Source organism: Pedobacter hiemivivus (assembly GCF_004331685.1).
GTDB classification, from domain to species: Bacteria; Bacteroidota; Bacteroidia; order Sphingobacteriales; family Sphingobacteriaceae; genus Pedobacter; species Pedobacter hiemivivus.
On sequence record NZ_SJSM01000003.1, the window covers coordinates 209,681 to 228,697 of the forward strand.

Genomic DNA, 19,017 nt, shown 5'->3' on the forward strand with positions numbered 1-19,017 from the left:
TTTTTTAAGTGTTTATTTGTAGCAAAAAACGCCGTTATCATTAGGTTAGCGTAATATTAACAATCCGTTAAGTCGGGGTGGTTCGCGTTTTTTAGCTATAAAGTCTGTATAAAAGTGCTGAGATTTTCGCCTTGCGGGATATCCAGTTTCTTTCTTAATCGGTAGCGGGCAACACGTAAACTATCCTGAGATATGCCAAAAAGTGTAGCCATATCCTTCGAGTTCAAATTCATTTTAATCAGGGCAACCAAACGTAAATCGCTTGCAGTTAATTCTTCACTATATTTCTTCAGGTTGTCAAAAAAGCTATGGTGAATTTGCTCAAATAGGCTACTGAATTCTTTCCAGTGTTTATCCCGACTGGTGCTCTGGTTGATCTTTGTTACGATTTGCTGCAACCTCTTTTTCTGATCTCTTTTATCATCCTTTATCATTTCCTCCAGCTCGGTACGCAGCTCTTCTAAGAACTGGTTGCTTTGTATCACATGGAGCGTATTGCTGGTTAGTTCCTTGCCTTTCAGTTCAAGTTCGGCCTCTATGGCGTCCTTTTGGGCCAGATAAAGCGCATGATTCTGAGCATTGAGTTGTTGTTCGTTTCTAATTTTGAGGCGTTGTCTGCTGAAGATACTGGCGGCCAACAAGCCTAGCAAAATAACAATCAGTACAACTGAGACAATGATAAACTGATTGGCTTTCTTCTCTTTTTCAAAACCCGTAATAGCCGAATCCTTTTGCTGTATTTCAAATAGCGTTTGTAGTAAAGCCATTTGTTTATTGGTATCCTCGGTAAAGATTCTCAGAAAGATATTTCTACCCAGTTCGCTGTAATGATAAGCGCTATCATACCTTTTCATGAGGTCAAAGTTTTTCGAAAGATCGCGGTATGCACTACTCAGCTGGTATTGATCGTTCATGGCCAGGGCCATTTGGGCGGCTTTACGCGTATAACCTAGCGCTTCATTATACCCGCCCGTTTTTCTGTAAACATCCCCAATGTTATTGATAATCTCTATCTGGGCAAGGTCATTTGAATTGGCTTTATTCAGATTTAACGCAAGGTTATAATATTTTAGCGCAGAATCCATCTTTGGCTCATCTTCATAAATGCTTCCCAGATTTTCATAGATCTTGGCAATGCCAGTTTTGTCTTTTGTTTTGTGAAACTCCTTAAGGGCCAGCTGCTGGTACTTCATGGCCTGGGCATATTTTCCGCTTTTTTCATAGGTTTGGCCAATTAAACCATACGACTCTGCGATCCCTCCCGGGTTGTTCAGTCTTTTGTAGAGTGCTAGGCCTTCCTGGAACTTTGTAAGAGAGATTTCGTATTGTTTGCTATAGTAATAAGCTTCCCCTGTCTTGTTTACTGTTTTTGCCAGGTTGCTAAGGTCATTGCTTTTTCTAAAGATGCGGTCTGCCTTGTAGTAATAGTCAACCGCTTGTGGGTAGGCTGCCTGATAATAAAATAATTCGGCCAGATACAGATAGCAATTTGCTGCTGAAATAGAGTCATTTTGAGAAAGAGCCTTGTTTAAAGCATCTTTAATCTTTATAAAGGCCGCATTGGGCTGCTTTTTGATTAAAGAGTCTATTGTGATTTTTTCAATAACCTTTGCATGTATAATTGAGCAAGGGGTAATGAGATAAAGCATGCATAGTAGCAGGCCTTGTTGAATGCTTTTTAGGTTTGGCTGTTTCACGCTTTAAAAGTAAAGCATGCAGTGTTAAGCGAGTGTTAAATCCGTGTTGGAAGGGAGGGAAGGAATAAGAGCGAATAGGAGCAAAGACAAAGGAGCAAGGATGAAAGACTAAACGCCCAATGTCTTTCATCCTTGCTCTTTGTTCTTATTTAAGTAATTCTTCTGGTACTGCTTTATTCAGCAGGTTTTGGTAATAAAAGCGAATCCGCTCAGCACGGTCATGTGGAGTTTTAACGCCACCCCAACCATGTCTGCCACCTGGATAAATCATCAGTTCAAAATGCTTATTGGCATTTTGAAGTTTATCAATAAACTGAATTGTATTTTGCATATGCACATTATCATCCATGTCACCGTGCATAATGCGCAGTAACCCTTTGTAATTGTTCACGTACGTCAATACAGAGCCTTTTTTATAGCCCTCAGGGTTCTCCTGTGGCGTGTCCATAAAGCGTTCGGTATAATGCGTGTCGTACAGGTCCCAGCTGGTAACTGGCGCGCCTGCATAGCCAAAGTCAAAATCATCTGCACCCATAGTTAAAGCCATACAAGTCATGTAACCACCATAGCTATGTCCGGTAATTAACAATTTTTTGTTGTCAACCCAAGGTTTAGCTTTTAACCACCTTGCTGCGGTCGTGTAATCTTTCATTTCCCATTTACCCAGGTTGCGATGCATTAGTGCTACACCCGCTTTACCAAATTGTCCGGAAGCACGGTGATCTACTGCAATTTGTATAATCCCTTCGTTAGCCCACCATTGGTTGTTTGTTCCTTTCCAGGTATTGGTTACGGTGCCGGCATTGGGACCTCCATAGATACTCATCACTACAGGATACTTCTTGTTTTGATCAAAGTTAGTAGGGTAGGTAATTACCGCAGGCAGGTTATAGCCATCATCTGTAGGAATGGTGATCATCTCTGTTTTACCAAAAATATATTGATCAAAATCAGCCGACTTGCTATCTCCAAGTTCTTTAATTACTTTTCCGGTGTTGTCCAGCAAACTGCGTTTCGTTGGCGTAGAAACGTTAGAATAAGTCGTGATGAAGTAAGTTCCATTTGGTGATAATTGTATCTGATGGGTATAGTCACCAAAAGTTAAACGCTTTAAATTCTTTCCGTTATAATCAACGCGGTAAAGATCGGTTCTGGTAGAAGCTTCCTTACGAGCCATAAAGTAAACCACCTTATTTTTCTCGTCTACCTGCATTAGATTAGTTACCTGCCAGTTTCCACTAGTTATTGGATTAATCAGTTTACCATCTAAAGTATACAAGTAGAAATGTGCCCAGCCTGTTTTGTCGCTCTTAAGGATGTAGTGTTTTTTATCCTGTAGATATTCAATTCTGCCACCAAAATCTAAATCAACCCATGAAGGTTGCTTCTCATCATAGATTTCTTTTTTTGCACCTGATATAGGGTTTACCGTGTAGAATTTCAGGTCGTCCTGTCCACGGTTCATCCACTGAACCATTAGACTACTTCCATCGTAACTCCAGTAAGGTGTTCCAAAATATTGGTCATCTTTCTCATTAAAATCAGCCCATATAACAGGTCCGCCAGCGGTTTTTACAAAGCCTACTTTCACTTCCGGGTTTGGATCTCCCGCTTTTGGGTAACGGGTTTTCTCTACATAGCCATGCTGACCGGTTGATCCATAAATAGGAAACATAGGAACTTTAGTGTCATCAAAGCGCATGAAAGCAATGTGTTTGCTGTCGGGTGCCCACCAGAAAGCCCGGTAGTTGGTTGGCCGACCTAAAATTTCTTCATAATATACCCATGATGACCAACCGTTATAAATTACATCGGTAGCATCTTTGGTGTATCTGATTTCGTTGCCGCTCTCCGTATCTACAGCAAAAAGATCGTTGTTACGTGTAAATGCTACATATTTTCCATCGGGAGATAAGACTGGATTCTTTTCCTCATCCTTGTTATTTGTTAGGCGGTTAGGCTCATTTTTTCCTGATTTGATGTAGATGTCGTTCTTTTCTACATATACATTTACATCACTTTGGGCTGGGGGACTGTAAGCTGTTTTTGCACCAGATCTTACATCGACAGCATACAATTTGCGATCTTTTGCGTCCATTTCAATGTAATGACTGTCGTCACTCCAGCCTGTTATGATACTCATTGGCTTGGTTAGCGAAGGTTGGCCCGAAAATATTTGTTGTTGGTTCAGTTTTTTAAGCTGGGCCTCTGCTGGAATGCTGAAAAGCAATGCGCCTGCTAAACCCAGGGTTAAGGTTAGTTTCATTCGAATAAGTATGGTTAGTTTTTTTATGATTTGACAATAAAAAGGCGCCCTTAATAAAGGCGCCTGTATTATATTTTAAGCTAGTTTGGTATTACAATACCCAGTTCCAGCCAAACTCATCCGGAGCTAATCCGTAACGGATGTCGTTCAGTGTTTTTGCAATGCCAGCAGAAATAGTACGCGTTGCAGGATCTGTTAAAGTATAAGTTTTACCTTGGTAGCCAATTGCACCGATTGGAGTAACTGTTGCTGCAGTACCTGCTGCAAATGCGTCAGTAAGACTTCCGTTTTCGATACCTTCGATTACTTCTTTTACGCTTACACGTCTTTCTTCAACCTCAATACCTGCTTTTTTAGCAAGGGTAATGATGGTGTCGCGGGTTACTCCGTCTAAAACGGTGCTTCTTACCGAAGGCGTTACCAATTTACCATTGATCACAAAGATTAGGTTTGCTGTTCCAGCCTCTTCAATAAATTCATGAGCAGCAGCATCAGTCCAGATTAACTGGTCAAAACCTTCTTTTTGGGCTTCCGCAAAAGGGAATAAAGAACGGGCATAGTTTCCAGCAGTTTTGGCATAACCAACACCACCATCATCAGCACGAGTATATTCAGTTTCGATTTTAACATTTAAAGCTTTGCTGTAGTAAGGGCCAGTAGGCGTAGTTAATAAAGCAAAAATATATTTATCAGATGGTTTAACACCTAAATAAGGGTCAGTAGCAAACATTACCGGACGGATGTACAATGAATAACCATCTTGTGCAGGTACCCATTTTTCATCAATATCAATTAATGCTGCAATACCTTGCATGAAGATATCTTTAGTTATAGCAGGCATAGACATACGTGCCGCTGATTTGTTGAAACGCTCAAAGTTTTTCTCAGGTCTGAAAACACTGATCTTACCATTCGCCTGGCGATAAGCTTTCATTCCTTCAAAAATTGCTTGTCCGTAGTGTAATGCAGAAATTGCAGGACTCATTGGAATAGGACCGTAAGGTAGCACATGTAGGTTCGACCACTGGCTATTATCGTATTCTGCAATAAACATATGGTCAGAAAATACCTTTCCAAAAGGCAACTGAGAGAAATCAGTTACTGTAAGTCTGCTGGTTTCAGCTTTAGTGATTGTTATATCAAGTGTATCATTCATTGTAGTAGTATTACTTAGTGCAAATTTAAGAAAAAATGGCCTTTCAGTGGTTTTTATTTTTTAATGAATAAAACCACCCCATATATAACCATCAAATAGTTTAACCGGATGTCTACCTATTACATTACACTTTTTAATGTCAAGGTTTTCTGCTAATGATATTGCGTTTTTTAAATCAGACTCATCAGCAGTTTCTTTTACTTCAAAACATCTATTTTGGTCTAAAATAAAATCAATCTCTTTTCCTGATTTTAGCTGATAATAAGCAATCGCTCCTTTATGATGTAATTGGTTAAAAACTGCATTTTCAAACAATGCGCCACTACCAGCTTCGCCTGATATAGAGGCAATGCCATTATCCAGAAAGTAAATCTTTTTTGCTTTGGTAATTTCCCTATCCGGGCTTTTTGATAAAACCGGAATGGTACGGATTAGATAATTTTGTTCAAGTAGGTCTAGATAATTTTCTATGGTAGGCCTGGATATTCCTGTTAGGCTGGTTAACTTGGAAACGTCCAACTTTGTTCCTATCCTTACTGATAGCAGTCTTATCAGTTTGTAAAGATTTGCCGGATTCCGGATGTCAGAGAGCAGGGCAATATCAAAATTGATATAACTGCTGATGATATCCTGTATCATGTCTTTTTTATCACCTACAGATTCTGCTAATACTACTTCAGGAAAACCTCCATAGTTAATATAGGTTTCGTAATAGCCTTTCAATCGTTCATATTCTGCTCGTACAAATTTTTCAGTTTTGTCTAATGAGATTTCTGGTACAGATACTCCATTAAAAGAAAGTAACTCAGCAAAGCTCAGGGGGTATATGTCGAAAAGTTTTTTTCTGCCAGCTAAGGACTCAGAAAACATGTTTTTCATGTAATAAGCACTGGATCCTGTTACAATAAATTTTATATCGTATGTGTCATAAAGATATTTCAAGACACTTGGTAGATTTGGAACCAATTGAATTTCATCAATCGCAATCAATACTTTCTCACCGAAATTTGCACCTTGTTGCGTTAAGGCGTAAATAATTGTTTCATAATTGGGCTCAGAGAACAGAAGCCTGTTGTCCATCCGTTCAAGATCAAAATAATATTTTTGGGCAATGGAGGATTCTGCTATCAATTGTTTTACCAACGTGGTCTTTCCAGTTCTCCTCATTCCTGTTAAAACAGTAATCTGTTTCTTCCCAAGGTGATCGAATAGTGAGGGATAAATTGCCCTGTTGTAAAAATTCATATTACTATTTGTATAGTGTGATACAAAAATAGTAATACTATTTGTAAAGTATACTATGTAAATAGTATTACTATTTTACAGGTGTGCTTTACAAATAGTAATAATTGGTGGTTATTTTAAATCCTTTAGTACGCCAAGCACCCATCCTTTACCCCATTCTTCCATCTGCTCCTCAGTCCATAAAAATGGATAGAAGATTCTTTTTTGAAAGCGCGGAGGCAGGTACTTCTGCCAGTTGGTTCCACCAGTAGCAGCAATGTCAACCGGATCACGTTCCAGGTACCTTACTGCCGATTTATAATGAGATAGGGGCCATTCCACATTTACATATAGATCCAGCTTTCTCAACTCATCTGCCAATGCTGTGACGTCATTTCCTTCATTAGCCAGTTTATGGTATAGGGCCGAAAAGTTAGTTTCCTTTCTGTCTTTTGCCAACTGTAAAAACTGAGCTGCGTATTTATTGATAAACTGTTTTAGGGTCAGCGTTTGCTTACCAGTTGCCAATTCAGTAGCCCCAAATTTCCAGTAGATGTGTTCAAACTGCGTTTCAATGTCAGCATTTGCCAGTTCTTCTCTTTTACTTTTGTCTACAAGTTGGGTAAAGTTTGTCGCGCAGATCTCAATCATTCTGTATTGACCTGATTGAAAGCCACTGGCAGGCAGTAGCGACATACGGAACTTTAAAAACTGATCCTTTTCCATGCCATTCACCATCACTTCAAAAGAAGTAGTTAAAGCATTGAAATAAGCGTTAATACGTCTTACCCTTTCCGTAAAAAATTCGACAGTCAAAGAAGGGTTTTCGGCGATTTGCTTACACTCATGTAACGAAAGCTTAAAATAAAGCTCCGTAATTTGGTGATACATGATAAAGATTTCCTCGTCAGGAAAAGGCGTTTTTGGACTTTGCAGACTTAAGAGGGTATCCAGGTGGATATAATCCCAGTAAGTTAAAAAGTCAGCATACAACAGACCATCCAGATAAGCCGCCATATCCTGCCCCATGGCAGCATACTTCTCCTGCAGCTTATCCAGCTTTTCTTTGATTTGTGGTGTAAGTTCCATTTAGAAAGTTAGTTTACCACAAATGTAATTAAACGAAGGCTTATGCGGTTAGTACAATACTCTAAATTTTATCGTATGCTCAATCTTCTTTAAGAATTTAAACAATTGTTTGTCGTACTCTGCATTGATGTCCGTAATTACATAACCGATGCTTGGATTGGTCATTAGAAACTGACCCACAATATTGATATCGTGATAAGCAAAAGCCGTGTTGATTTTGGCCATAATTCCTGGAACGTTTTTATGGATATGAATCAGGCGGTGTGATTTTTCGATTCTTGGCAACTGCAGGTTAGGGAAGTTGTTGCTCAGGTGTGTTGTGCCTGTATTCATAAAATCGATCATTCTTTTAGGAATGAAGTTATTGTTGCGTGGGTTTGCCTTGGTGTCGTCAAAAACGACGATTCCCTGCTCTGTACATTTTTGCAGATCAATTTTGTTTTTTGCATTTCCAAGATAGCCGATTGTTTTTAAGGTAACCGCTCCAGCCAGTTGATCCTCCGTGATCTTCTCTCCATCGGCAAGTAGCAGCATGTGTACATCTGCCACATATTTTTCCTCAAAGCTGGTTTTATGACGAATGGAAAAACCATCTTTCTTTAGCATCTCTATACTTTTAGGATCAACCTCGCCAATGATTAGGCATAAGATCCTGTTTTTTGGATAAGATATTGCCCTTGGTAGGTTGTTTACATATAGAAACTCATCAAAGCTAGGGGTTACGTGATCTGCTTTCTTAACAATACTTTCTCTTGAGATATTCTCTGTAAAAGCATAGAATTTTTTGATCAGGCCACTTTCACGAAGTTGAAAGTCTGAATAGCCATCACCAATTCCATACAAATCACCTTCAAGATTCATTTGTTGCATCAGTTTTACCTTTCCACCTTCTTCACTCAAAGGGTTAGAATGGTCGTAATCTATAATTTTGCCATCTCCAGTAGTGACAAAGGTATTGGCATAGATATTTTCTTTTTTAATATGGTATTGGCTTACTACCGGGGTAATAAACTCTTTAAAACCGCCAGAAACGATCAATACTTCATCCGCATGTTTTTTAAAGAATGCAGCATTACGGGAAAAAGATGCGGATACTTTTTTCTTCAAGACTTTGATCAGCTGCTTTAGGTGGTCTTCTGTCGCTTCCAAAAGTCTTACTCTTTGGGCTAAACTTTCACCAAATGAGAGTTTACCTTCCATAGCAAGGTTGGTATAATCCTCAATTTTTTGAAATATGGCTTCCTTTTCAGGGTGCTTTTTAAGAGAAATGCGTGCCAGCTCGTCCAAAGCTTCAACTTGCGTAAAAGTGCTGTCAAAATCAATGATGTAAAAATTCTTTTGCTTCATCCGTTTAGAGGTAATGATATTTAGATGGGTCTTAATATCGCTAATAATTGACCCAAATATAGGAATTTCAATACTGCTGAGCGCAGATTTCTTCAATACTTTGCTTTATTTGCTTAAATTCGATAGAAATAGTCTGCTTTATTTTTTCATTGCTGTACAAACTCTCGTTTAAGCTGCTTCTGGCCGCGTCGCTGGTTAGTGCTGCAGGCTTTCGGGTAAATAGCGAAGCCAGCTTTGCAGCTCGCCAGGCAATGGCCAACATCCATGGTTTAGCTTCCTTGTTTGGAGCTTTAATTCTATAACCGGCGGCGATCTCTCCAAAGAACTGTTTATAGTGGTAATTTTCCGCTGATAGGATATATCTTTCTGCGGTCTCTTTGCTGTTCATGAGTGCAATCATGCTTTTGGCGACGTCAGCGACATCTACCAATCCTGTGGCCCCTTTGGTGTAATAGCTCATGCCATCCTTTACCAATTTAAAAATGGCTCCACTTCCCTCAAAACCTGCACCGGCACCAATAATTACGGATGGATTTACAATTACAGCGTCAAGCCCTTCGGCTATGCCCCGCCAGACTTCCATTTCGCCTTCATATTTTGAAATGGCATAAGAATGGGCTTTGGCATCATATTCCCAAAAATCTTTCTCCGTAATGAGGGCTCCCTTTTTGGCATTGCCCAAAGCTGCTACCGAGCTTACGTGTAACAAGCGCAGGCCAAGATCCGCACAAAGGTTCACCACATTACTGGTTCCTTCAATGTTTACCCGCAAAAGTTTGGCTTTATCTTTAGGATCGAAAGAAACAAGGGCTGCACAATGGTATACCTGTTCGATACCTTCAAAAGCATCTTCAAGCGCCGAAATGTCGTTTATGTCGGCAATTGCCCAGTCAACCAGGCTATTGTCCTTAATTAAATCCGGAACAATGGAATGTTCCCGTTTCAATGCCCTAAGCTTTATGCCTTGGCTGGTTAACTGATGGATGAGTTCAGCGCCTAAAAACCCAGTAGCACCGGTAACCAATATCATTTCATTTTTTTTAGGATGTTCATTAAAATACGAGCTCAAAAATAGATATTTGATGCCATACATTATATCACAATATGTCTTTATCAGATTTTTTTTCTCCGGTAAACCCCGATAAATTTGCACCTAAACAGGGATTCTATACCAGTCAACTAGGTTTAAAGGCCGGATTTTATACCGATAAATTCCCTCAGCTGGACGAAAAACAGTATGATATCGCCATTTTTGGCGTGCAAGATGATCGTGCTGCGGTAAATAATGAAGGCTGTGGACTGGCGCCAGATTATTTTAGGGCTCAGTTTTACAGTTTAAATGAAGGTGCTTTTAACACAAAGATCATCGACCTGGGTAACATCAAAGCTGGAGCATCGATTTCAGATACCTATGTAGCGCTAAAAACAGTCGTTGCAGAATTGATAAAGCTGGATATTGTGCCGGTCATCATTGGCGGCGGACAAGACCTTACTTATGCGCAGTACCTCGCTTACGAGAGTCTGGAGCAAAAGGTAGACCTTGTAGTGGTCGACAATAAGTTTGATTTGGATGAGGAAGATCAGGAAGGACTTGCTGCAAAGTCGGACACTTATCTGAACAAGATTCTTTTACACCAGCCCAATTATCTTTTCAACTTTAGCAATGTAGGTTACCAAACCTACTATGTAAATCAAGATAGCTTAAAGGTAATGAACAAGCTCTATTTTGATGCGCATCGATTGGGTGAGTTTTCTGATGATATCACTTTAACAGAACCCATCATCCGCAATGCGAGCATGATTAGTTTCGATATCGGTGCGATCCGTTCATCGGATGCCGGTGCCAATGCCAATGCCGGACCGAATGGTTTTTACGGGGAGCAGGCTTGTGCCATTACTCGCTATGCCGGAATGAGCGATAAGTTAACTTCTATAGGCTTTTACGAGTTTAATCCTGCATTTGACCAAAATGGACAAACCGCAATGCTGCTTGCTCAAATGGTATGGTACTTTGTGGATGGTTTTTACAACCGCAAGAAGGATTTTCCATTGACGCCTAAGTCGCAATACCTCATTTACAGGGCTAGCTTAAACGATGGTTCATCAGAATTACTTTTTGTAAAGAGTAAAAAATCTGATCGTTGGTGGATGCAGGTGCCTTATCCAACAGGGATTTCTAAAAACGAAAGATATCATCTAGTCCCTTGTCGCTATGACGATTATACCACCGCGGTGAATGGAGATATGCCTGATTTATGGTGGCGCACCTTCCAAAAGCTACTATAATATTACATTAAACCATGCGTTATATTTTTGGTCTATTAATTACATTTGGACTTGAATAACCAAACTTATTATTTCAATAAAAGAAAAACTATGAAAAAGATCACACTGATCGCAGCTTGTTTGTTGCCTGCAGCCGTTATGGCACAAAGCAAATTTGCAGTTACAGGTAAGGTAGGGAACTTAGGTTCACCTGCAAAAGCCTTTTTATATTATGGCCCAAGGGCTAAACAAATCGTTGACTCTGTAAATATCGTTGGCGGTAAATTCGCATTTGCAGGAACTGTAAACGGAATTACTCAGGCTTCTATTAGAGTTACTCATGCTGAACCTACAAAACGTGGTACTGCTCCTGATGCTATTATGTTTTATCTTGAGCCAGCAACCATTCAAGTGGTTTCAACTACAGATTCATTAGTAAACGCTGTTATCAAAGGTTCTAAAGTGAATGAGGATGATGCTAAATACAAAGCATTAACTAAATCAGCTAGTGATAAGAACGCGGCTTTAATGGCTGAGTTTCGTGCCAAAGGTCCTAATGCACGTCAGGATGAGGAATTCATGAAAGGAATTATTAGCCGTGATGAAGCTATCAGAAAAGAATTAGATGTATTAAACAAACAGTTTTATGCAGCTAACCTTAACTCTTATGTGGGTTTAGTAGCATTTAAAGCAACAGCGGATGTAGATGCGGACCTTAAAGGTACTGAAGCTGAATTCAATAAATTCTCTGCTGCTGTAAAAGCAACTGATCTTGGTAAAAGCATTACTAAAGAGATTGAATCTGCTAAAAAAACAGGTGTAGGTCAAATGGCTATGGATTTCACTCAAAATGACGTGAATGACAAACCAGTGAAATTGTCTGACTTCCGTGGAAAATATGTTTTGCTTGATTTCTGGGCTTCATGGTGTGGTCCTTGTCGTGCTGAAAACCCTAACGTGGTAGCTGCTTACAACAAGTTCAAAGATCAAAACTTTACTGTTCTTGGTGTTTCTTTAGATAACCCAGGTAAAAAAGATGCTTGGTTAGCTGCGATCGCAAAAGATGGTTTAGCTTGGACTCAATTATCTGACTTGAAAGGTTGGGAGAATGCAGCTTCAACAATGTACGGTGTACGTGGTATCCCTGCAAACTTTTTAATCGATCCTAATGGTAAGATCATCGCTAAAAATGTTAGAGGTGAAGAGTTGCAGAAGAAATTGGCTGAGGTTTTAGGGAAAGGAAAGTAGAAAATAACCGTTCTCTTCAAGAGCTGCATTACTTCGCTGAAGGGCGAAGAACGCTGAGGCTCTTTCTGAGAAGGTAATTTTCTTCCTCACAAAAACAAAGAAGGGGAGACTCACAAAAAGAGGTGCTTCCTATAAAATAGTAAAAGGGTGAATAGGTCGGGTTAACCGGTTTATTCGCCCTTTTTAGTTAGTTTTTTTTTGCTTGTGGGGGACATGCTGTTTTCAGGCTATGCGTTTGTGAGGGGAAAATTGGGTTTTCCGAGGAGACCTAGGAAGATTTTCCTTCTTCAGGGAAAAGATTCCAGACTGCGAGGAGAATCCCTATTTTATTTTTAAATTGCGCAATAGAATTACATGATCATGAAAAGATATATTTTAGCTGTGATGCTGTTGTTGGGTTTTAACACCTTTACTAAGGCACAGCAGAAGATGCCTACAGCACAGGAAATGACTGTTAAAAGTGTTGATGAGTTGGAAAAAAGATTGAAACTGACACCAACGCAGAAAAGTGTGATTTACAATTATGTGTTTGATATGTCGAAGCAGCAGCTGGATTTGATTAAAAGGCAGCAGGCAGGAACATCTAAAGAAGATGATGTAACGAAGTTTTATAAGCTTCAGAACGATACCAATGATAACATCAGAACGATCTTAAAAGGAGATCAGTTACCTGAGTTTGAAAAGGTACTGGAAGACCGTTTAAATGGTGGCACTAAGAAAAAGAAGAAAAAAGGTAAAGGAAAAGAGGAAGAAGAAGTAGTGACAGGGATTTCCGGACTGAAATTGCAAGCTCAACCTTAACAAAATTTTTTTATAAATGTAAAAGGGCGTATCATTTTTGTATGATACGCCCTTTTGCGTGGTTTAACTGCCGTAGCAAGTTTTGCTGTTAATTACGGATCACGCATTTATATTATTTATAGTTTAAAGAATTATTGTAAATTAACAATCTTAAATCCTCTAAAACAATGAAGAAGTTAATGCTCGTCTTATTTATCCTTGGGGTAGGTAAAATTTCAACTGCACAAACGAACGTATTAAACCAAAATGGTAATGTCGGTATAGGCAATGCAAGTCCCTCTGTCTTGCTGCATATTGGATCAGGTAGTGGACCACTTCATGTAGGTTCACAGGAGGGTATCTTATTTAAAAGTGGATCAGGTGATCGCTCATTAATGGAAATTCATAGCCCGGGTGGGGAGAATAGATTTGTTCTACAGTCTTTAAGTTATGGTTTTTATCTTGCGGGATTGGATCAAAAGCCGCTTTTACTTCAATCTACAGGCGGAAAGGTCACAATAGGGACTGACAATCCAGATCCAAATGCATTACTAACTGTAAAGGGAAATATTGCATCAAGGGAAGTGAAAGTTGTTGCCACAGCAGGAGCTGATTTCGTTTTTAATGAAAATTATGAGCTTCCTTCTCTAAAAGAAGTGGAAAAATATATTTTCGAAAACAAGCATCTTCCGGAAGTTCCTTCTGCTCAGGAGATGATAGCCAATGGCGTTGAGTTAGGAAAAATGAACATTTTACTGTTACAAAAAATCGAGGAATTAACTTTATATATGATTAAAAAAGATAAAGAAATCGAAGAGCTCAGAAATGAAGTGAGAAAAATAAAAATGAGCTATTTAAAAAAGTAAGTGGGAGACCTTGGGTAACCCGTCAGGTATCCAATCCTGATCGACAAGGACTAGTCATCCACCGGAAGCGAGTCTTAAGTAGTCGTCAGAAATGATGGTACGAAGTGTAGAAGACAGCGACTGCTTAAGGTATACTATTGAGTCTCCGGCACTAGGGTAACATCAATCCGGGGCTAAAGGCAGGGCGGAATGTGCCTGTAAATCCCACAATTTATTTACTTTTAATTCTTAACGTATAACAATGAAGAAATTTTTTATAACTGCCTTAGCAACGATGGTTGCTGTTTACACTTACGCTCAAGACGGTGTTCATTTACCTTTAACTGGAGGAGCTCTTACCGGACCTGTAACCGGTACCTCTGCTGCGTTTAGCGGTGCTGTTAATTCTGATACCTGGATGCAATCGGGTAGCGGCTTGATTAATAAAAATAGCATACTTGCCAACAACTCTTTTGGTGTTTACTTTGATAATACCGGCGAATCGGGATATGGTATTTACAGAGAACCAGGTGAATGGACCTTCCCTTTTCCGGATTTAAGAATTGCGTTCCACACCGGCTTAAAATTAGGAGCCCATTTCAGTTATGGAGGTACACGCTTTTATAACAATTCGGACATGATTACTGAAATTATGAGCGTTGGAAATACTGATAATAATGTACGAGTTGCATATGGCTTAAACGTTGGCGGTGCATTAACTGGGACATCCGCAACTTTTAATGGGTTTGGAACTTTTAACAAAAGTCTATCTGTATTAGGACCAGCTTCTGATAATATCGCAGCAGGCAGTAATTTTTATCTTGCGAACCTCGGCACAGGACTCTCTAATTATGCATCTGCAACGCAATTAGGCCTTAATGGTTCCTTAGACTTTTGGGTATATAATGCTGAAACAGATGGTTGGGGTAGTCCCAGAATGAGGATAACAAAGTCCGGCAATATAGGTATCGGTACCTCGACTCCGGATTCGAAACTCACAGTGGCAGGTAAAATCCATTCACAGGAAGTAAAAGTAACTGTTGCAGCAGGTGCAGATTTTGTTTTTGAAAAGGATTATAACCTTAAACCTCTTAACGAAGTAGCCGCGTATATTTCGGCAAACAAACACTTACCAGGAATAGCTTCTGCTGAAGATATGAAAAAGAATGGCTTGGAATTGGGGGAGATGAATATTAAACTGCTTCAAAAGATTGAAGAGTTAACCTTGCATCTTATAGAGCAGAATAAACGCATTGAAGACCTGGAAAAAAAGAAAAGTCTTTAGATTAATTATAAAAAGGGCGTATCATTTTTTGTGATACGCCCTTTTGCGTGATTTAAAGCGTTATACTAAATCAAATCCAATATCTTCTCTGAAGTACTTACCATCGAAGTAAATGCGTGCTGCGTCAGCTGTTGCTGATTGAAGGGCTTCGAATTGACTGTCTTGCAAGCTCGAAACTGCTAAGATACGTCCGCCATTGGTTTTTACTACGCCGCCTTCAAGGTTTGTCCCTGCGTGGAATACCAGGGATTGACGTACATTTTCAATTCCAGTAATTGCTTTGCCTTTTTCGTATTCGCCCGGGTAACCACCAGCCACAATCATAACCGTTGCGGCATTTTTAGGGCTGATATTTAGTTTGTAATCTTTTAGTTTTTTATTAGCCGTTGCCATGAATAGTTCCACGAGGTCGTTTTCTATTCTTAGCATCACGCTTTCCGTTTCCGGATCGCCCATGCGGCAATTGTATTCAATAATCATTGGCTTGTCGCCAACTTTAAATAAGCCGAAGAAGATAAAGCCAGTATAGTCTATTTTGTCTTTCTTTAGTCCGTTAATAGTTGGTTTGATGATGCTTTCTTCTACTGCATCCATGAACTTTTTATCAGCAAAAGGAACTGGTGAAACCGAGCCCATACCACCGGTATTTAAGCCTGTATCAGCCTGACCAATTTTTTTGTAATCCTTTGCTTCAGGTAATATCACGTAGTGATCACCATCAGTAAGTACAAATACAGAAAGTTCGATACCTGTCAGGTATTCTTCAATTACAACCAGTGATCCGGCAGTACCAAATTTGCCACCTAGCATCAATTGTAATTCTTCTTTAGCTTCGGCAATGGTCTGACAAATTACCACACCTTTACCTGCTGCAAGACCGTCAGCTTTCAATACCACCGGTAAGCTATGGCTTTCCAAATAGGCTAAGCCCTGTTGTAAGGTCTCATTGGTGAATGATTCTGAGCCTGGTGTAGGAATATTATGGCGTGCCATGAATTGTTTAGAGAAGTCTTTACTTCCTTCCAGGATAGCACCTTCTTTTTTAGGTCCGATTACCGGAATTTTGGCAAGGATATCGTCATTTACAAAGAAATCATGAATACCGTTTACTAGTGGTTCCTCTGGACCAACTACTACCAGCTGGATATTTTCCTTAAGTACCAGCGCTTTTACCGCGTCGAAGTTATTTGGGTTGATGTTTACGTTTTTGCCGTAAGCATTTGTACCGCCATTACCCGGTGCGATAAATAATTGTGCGCATTGCGAAGACTGGCTGATTTTCCATGCAAGGGCACTTTCTCTGCCTCCGGAACCTAATAGTAAGATATTCATCTATGTCTGATTTGTTGTTTTTTATTGTAGGAGCTGCGTTTATTGTTCAGCAAATATACCGCTTTAGCTAAATTATCACAGCTTAAATTTGTCTTTGTCAGGCATTAGTATGAGTAGGGCTTAAGTAGGGGATGACTAGCAGGTAAGTAGGGGGTTGCTTTACCCTTGCGTTACCCTTCCTTTAGGGTTGCCTTACCCTTGGTTTACCCCTAGGGTATAGCAACCCTAACCCAACCCTAAAGCAAGGGTAAAGCAACCTGCTACTTATTCCCAACTTAAACCGTAGTCATCCCCTACTCATAGTAATGGCTGACAGATGTTCTATACTGAGGTGATTATTTTTTACTTATCTCAGTATTTTTATAAACCATTTGTTTTTTTAAAAACGGTTTTCCTATATTTAGAACAATTAATCTCTAATTATGAAAGCGCTCTTCACCTTCACTATAGCTTTGGCTATTCTGCTAACAGGCTGCAAGGAATTTATAGAACCTTCTATTGAAAAAAGAAATGTGGTATTGTTGGCTCCTACAAATGGGGCGGAAAGTAGTCGGTATAGCCAAACCTTTTGGTGGGAGCCCGTTGAGGATGCTTTAAAATATCGACTGCAGGTAGTAAGCCCTAATTTCGATCAGACTTTGACGCTCATATTGGACACACTCTTGGAGACCAATAGATTCAACTATACACTAGATCCGGGAAATTACGAGTGGCGGGTAAGGGGCGAGAATGGAAGCAGTCAGACACACTATTTCAAATCTTCTTTTTTTATTTACGCAAGTTCTATTAAAGAACAACAGGTGCAGCTGCAATTGCCAGGGAACAATACGCTGACTAATCAAGCTGCGCATACTTTTACCTGGCTTAAGTTGTTTGGCGCGGATAAGTATATCCTGCAAATAGATACCAATAATTTTATCGATGAAAGTAAGCTATTTCTGGATAAAACGCTTCCAGGACAGGAATTTGCAGTGACCTTTGAACGGGATAAGCTTTATAAATGGCGGGTAAAAGCTAAAAATGATACGGCTGAATCCAAGTGGTCGGTCATTCAAAATATTACCTATGATAAAACTCCACCTGCAATCGTGCTTTTAAATGCTCCGGCAAATAATGAATTGGTAGCAAAGCCTGTTAATCTAAGGTGGAATGCAACAGCGACTGCTACAAAGTATCAACTGTATGCTTATAAAAGCGAAGGTAGAGTGCTTTATAGCAGCAAATTTCCGATGACCTTAACTGCAACTAATTACAGCTTTACTGAAGGCGTAAGCGGCGAGAAGGTTTATTGGGAAGTGCGGGCAATAGATGAGGCTGGAAACACTGGGGCGTATAGCGAGTTAAGAAGCTTTGTAATCCAGTAATTATGCAGGTTGCCAAAAATAAAAAGCTTACTTGGTTTCTGATCTGTGCGGTAGCTGTGGTATGGGGGGTGATTTTGTATCGGCTCTTTTTTAACAATACGGAAGAGGATTACGTATTGAAAAACCCTTCGGCAGCGGCTAAGCACGAACCTTATGATCAATATGTTTTAAAGGAAGACACTTTTAAGCTTGCCTTAAACTATAAAGATCCTTTTTTGGCCGGAATAGCCCCTGGATCGGTAGAGCCAAAAATTGCCGAGCCTACCTTGAAACCAATAAATTTTGTTCCAGCACTACCTCCAAAGCCAACGATAGATTGGAGTGTTATCAAATATTCTGGTTATATCATTAATCCGGTCACTAAAAAAATGGTAGCTATAGTTATGGTTAATGGGAAAGAGCGGATGCTGGCAGAAGGAGAGCACTTTGAAGACCTTCAATTACTTAAGAATAAAAAAGATTCGGTACTAGTGAGCTGGAAGGATAAACAGAAATACATAAAACAATGATTAGACAATACATAAGAATTTTTTTGCTTTCACTCTTTTTCGTCGGATCAGTTGGTGTAGCTATGGGGCAGAATTATGAAAAGAACTATTTGACCCACAAAATAATCGTGAATGAGGAGGATAGGACAATTGTGGCTTATGTGAAGCCCGTAAAACAGATTTCTTTGGATACCGATAAACGTTATTATTGGTTCTCTAATGACCGAATTAAGAGTACACAAGGTGGCTTTAGTGGTAAATTGCTGAATGGCCGTTATGAGGAGTTTTATGCCAATAAAAATTTAAAGGAAAAGGGGAGTGTGGATAAAGGACTTAAAGCTGGAGTCTGGAAGCGTTGGGATGAAAAAGGGAAGTTAAAGGACGATTATACCTGGGATCTGGGTCGTATGGATGGTGTTTACCGCAAGTATGATTCTGTAGGAAAGGTATTGGAAATGGGGAAGTATAAAAACGATCTGCTGAACGGGAAACAATATACTTATGCTGGGACTGGGGTAAAAGAACTGCGGTACAAAGATGGGAAAGTCGTAGTACGTAAGAAACTGCGCTTGCCTCGCTTTATGGGTAAACTATTTGATAAAAAGAAAAAGCCTAAAGCAGCCTAGCTGGT

16 protein-coding genes are annotated in these 19,017 nt (G+C 39.7%); 8 read left to right on the forward strand and 8 right to left on the reverse strand.

The window, feature by feature from the left end; all coding sequences use genetic code 11:
• Positions 1–95 precede the first annotated feature (95 nt).
• The 7 genes from EZ444_RS07060 to EZ444_RS07090 form a co-directional block, all read right to left on the reverse strand.
• Complete coding sequence (locus EZ444_RS07060) at positions 96–1,697, reverse strand: tetratricopeptide repeat protein (RefSeq protein ID WP_131608028.1); 1,602 nt, start codon at positions 1,695–1,697, stop codon at positions 96–98.
• Between the two features lie 145 nt (positions 1,698–1,842).
• Entirely contained in the window at positions 1,843–3,963 is a 2,121-nt protein-coding gene (locus tag EZ444_RS07065) for a S9 family peptidase (RefSeq protein ID WP_131608029.1), read from the reverse strand.
• A 91-nt stretch (positions 3,964–4,054) separates the two neighbouring features.
• Positions 4,055–5,119, reverse strand: coding sequence for a branched-chain amino acid aminotransferase (locus EZ444_RS07070; RefSeq protein WP_131608030.1), 1,065 nt, complete (start codon positions 5,117–5,119; stop codon positions 4,055–4,057).
• 60 nt (positions 5,120–5,179) lie between these two features.
• Positions 5,180–6,364 (reverse strand): ATP-binding protein, encoded by a 1,185-nt coding sequence (locus EZ444_RS07075; protein WP_131608031.1) that lies wholly within the window; start codon positions 6,362–6,364, stop codon positions 5,180–5,182.
• A 111-nt stretch (positions 6,365–6,475) separates the two neighbouring features.
• Complete coding sequence (locus EZ444_RS07080; protein WP_131608032.1) at positions 6,476–7,432, reverse strand: tryptophan 2,3-dioxygenase family protein; 957 nt, start codon at positions 7,430–7,432, stop codon at positions 6,476–6,478.
• 48 nt (positions 7,433–7,480) lie between these two features.
• On the reverse strand, positions 7,481–8,779 hold the full coding sequence (locus EZ444_RS07085) for an HAD-IB family phosphatase (RefSeq protein WP_131608033.1): 1,299 nt from the start codon (positions 8,777–8,779) through the stop codon (positions 7,481–7,483).
• Between the two features lie 67 nt (positions 8,780–8,846).
• Positions 8,847–9,809 (reverse strand): NAD-dependent epimerase/dehydratase family protein, encoded by a 963-nt coding sequence (locus EZ444_RS07090; RefSeq protein ID WP_131608034.1) that lies wholly within the window; start codon positions 9,807–9,809, stop codon positions 8,847–8,849.
• 74 nt (positions 9,810–9,883) lie between these two features.
• On the opposite strand from EZ444_RS07090, the gene EZ444_RS07095 reads away from it, so the two are divergent.
• The 5 genes from EZ444_RS07095 (at position 9,884) to EZ444_RS07115 (ending at position 15,202) form a co-directional block, all read left to right on the forward strand.
• The gene (locus tag EZ444_RS07095) at positions 9,884–11,065 is read left to right on the forward strand and encodes a formimidoylglutamase (RefSeq protein ID WP_131608035.1); all 1,182 of its coding nucleotides are present in this window, start codon (positions 9,884–9,886) and stop codon (positions 11,063–11,065) included.
• 90 nt (positions 11,066–11,155) lie between these two features.
• On the forward strand, positions 11,156–12,292 hold the full coding sequence (locus tag EZ444_RS07100) for a TlpA disulfide reductase family protein (protein WP_131608036.1): 1,137 nt from the start codon (positions 11,156–11,158) through the stop codon (positions 12,290–12,292).
• A 360-nt stretch (positions 12,293–12,652) separates the two neighbouring features.
• The gene (locus tag EZ444_RS07105) at positions 12,653–13,093 is read left to right on the forward strand and encodes a hypothetical protein (protein ID WP_131608037.1); all 441 of its coding nucleotides are present in this window, start codon (positions 12,653–12,655) and stop codon (positions 13,091–13,093) included.
• A gap of 167 nt (positions 13,094–13,260) precedes the next feature.
• Entirely contained in the window at positions 13,261–13,938 is a 678-nt protein-coding gene (locus EZ444_RS07110) for a hypothetical protein (protein WP_131608038.1), read from the forward strand.
• Between the two features lie 241 nt (positions 13,939–14,179).
• Positions 14,180–15,202, forward strand: a complete 1,023-nt coding sequence (locus tag EZ444_RS07115; RefSeq protein ID WP_131608039.1) for a tail fiber protein — start codon at positions 14,180–14,182, stop codon at positions 15,200–15,202.
• Positions 15,203–15,262: 60 nt separating this feature from the next.
• Here the strand turns inward: EZ444_RS07115 and purD are convergent, their stop codons facing one another.
• Positions 15,263–16,534 carry a phosphoribosylamine--glycine ligase gene (purD, locus tag EZ444_RS07120; protein WP_131608040.1) on the reverse strand — a complete coding sequence of 424 codons (1,272 nt, stop codon included), beginning with the start codon at positions 16,532–16,534 and terminating at the stop codon, positions 15,263–15,265.
• A 422-nt stretch (positions 16,535–16,956) separates the two neighbouring features.
• Between purD and EZ444_RS07125 the strand changes: the two genes are divergently transcribed.
• The 3 genes from EZ444_RS07125 to EZ444_RS07135 are packed head-to-tail and all read left to right on the forward strand — an operon-like array spanning position 16,957 to position 19,012.
• Entirely contained in the window at positions 16,957–17,898 is a 942-nt protein-coding gene (locus EZ444_RS07125) for a hypothetical protein (protein ID WP_131608041.1), read from the forward strand.
• A gap of 2 nt (positions 17,899–17,900) precedes the next feature.
• Positions 17,901–18,407: a hypothetical protein gene (locus EZ444_RS07130; RefSeq protein ID WP_131608042.1), complete on the forward strand. Its 507-nt coding sequence runs from the start codon at positions 17,901–17,903 to the stop codon at positions 18,405–18,407.
• On the forward strand, positions 18,404–19,012 hold the full coding sequence (locus EZ444_RS07135; protein ID WP_131608043.1) for a toxin-antitoxin system YwqK family antitoxin: 609 nt from the start codon (positions 18,404–18,406) through the stop codon (positions 19,010–19,012). Before EZ444_RS07130 ends, EZ444_RS07135 begins: the two co-directional genes overlap by 4 nt.
• Positions 19,013–19,017: the final 5 nt, after the last annotated feature.

Coding starts and splice junctions, on each gene's coding strand:
- EZ444_RS07115 (WP_131608039.1), top strand. CDS start 14,180: ATGAAGAAATTTTTTATAACTGCCTTAGCAACGATGGTTGCTGTTTAC.
- EZ444_RS07135 (WP_131608043.1), top strand. CDS start 18,404: ATGATTAGACAATACATAAGAATTTTTTTGCTTTCACTCTTTTTCGTC.
- purD (WP_131608040.1), bottom strand. CDS start 16,534: ATGAATATCTTACTATTAGGTTCCGGAGGCAGAGAAAGTGCCCTTGCA.
- EZ444_RS07110 (WP_131608038.1), top strand. CDS start 13,261: ATGAAGAAGTTAATGCTCGTCTTATTTATCCTTGGGGTAGGTAAAATT.
- EZ444_RS07130 (WP_131608042.1), top strand. CDS start 17,901: ATGCAGGTTGCCAAAAATAAAAAGCTTACTTGGTTTCTGATCTGTGCG.
- EZ444_RS07090 (WP_131608034.1), bottom strand. CDS start 9,809: ATGATATTGGTTACCGGTGCTACTGGGTTTTTAGGCGCTGAACTCATC.
- EZ444_RS07075 (WP_131608031.1), bottom strand. CDS start 6,364: ATGAATTTTTACAACAGGGCAATTTATCCCTCACTATTCGATCACCTT.
- EZ444_RS07070 (WP_131608030.1), bottom strand. CDS start 5,119: ATGAATGATACACTTGATATAACAATCACTAAAGCTGAAACCAGCAGA.
- EZ444_RS07095 (WP_131608035.1), top strand. CDS start 9,884: ATGTCTTTATCAGATTTTTTTTCTCCGGTAAACCCCGATAAATTTGCA.
- EZ444_RS07080 (WP_131608032.1), bottom strand. CDS start 7,432: ATGGAACTTACACCACAAATCAAAGAAAAGCTGGATAAGCTGCAGGAG.
- EZ444_RS07105 (WP_131608037.1), top strand. CDS start 12,653: ATGAAAAGATATATTTTAGCTGTGATGCTGTTGTTGGGTTTTAACACC.
- EZ444_RS07100 (WP_131608036.1), top strand. CDS start 11,156: ATGAAAAAGATCACACTGATCGCAGCTTGTTTGTTGCCTGCAGCCGTT.
- EZ444_RS07065 (WP_131608029.1), bottom strand. CDS start 3,963: ATGAAACTAACCTTAACCCTGGGTTTAGCAGGCGCATTGCTTTTCAGC.
- EZ444_RS07085 (WP_131608033.1), bottom strand. CDS start 8,779: ATGAAGCAAAAGAATTTTTACATCATTGATTTTGACAGCACTTTTACG.
- EZ444_RS07125 (WP_131608041.1), top strand. CDS start 16,957: ATGAAAGCGCTCTTCACCTTCACTATAGCTTTGGCTATTCTGCTAACA.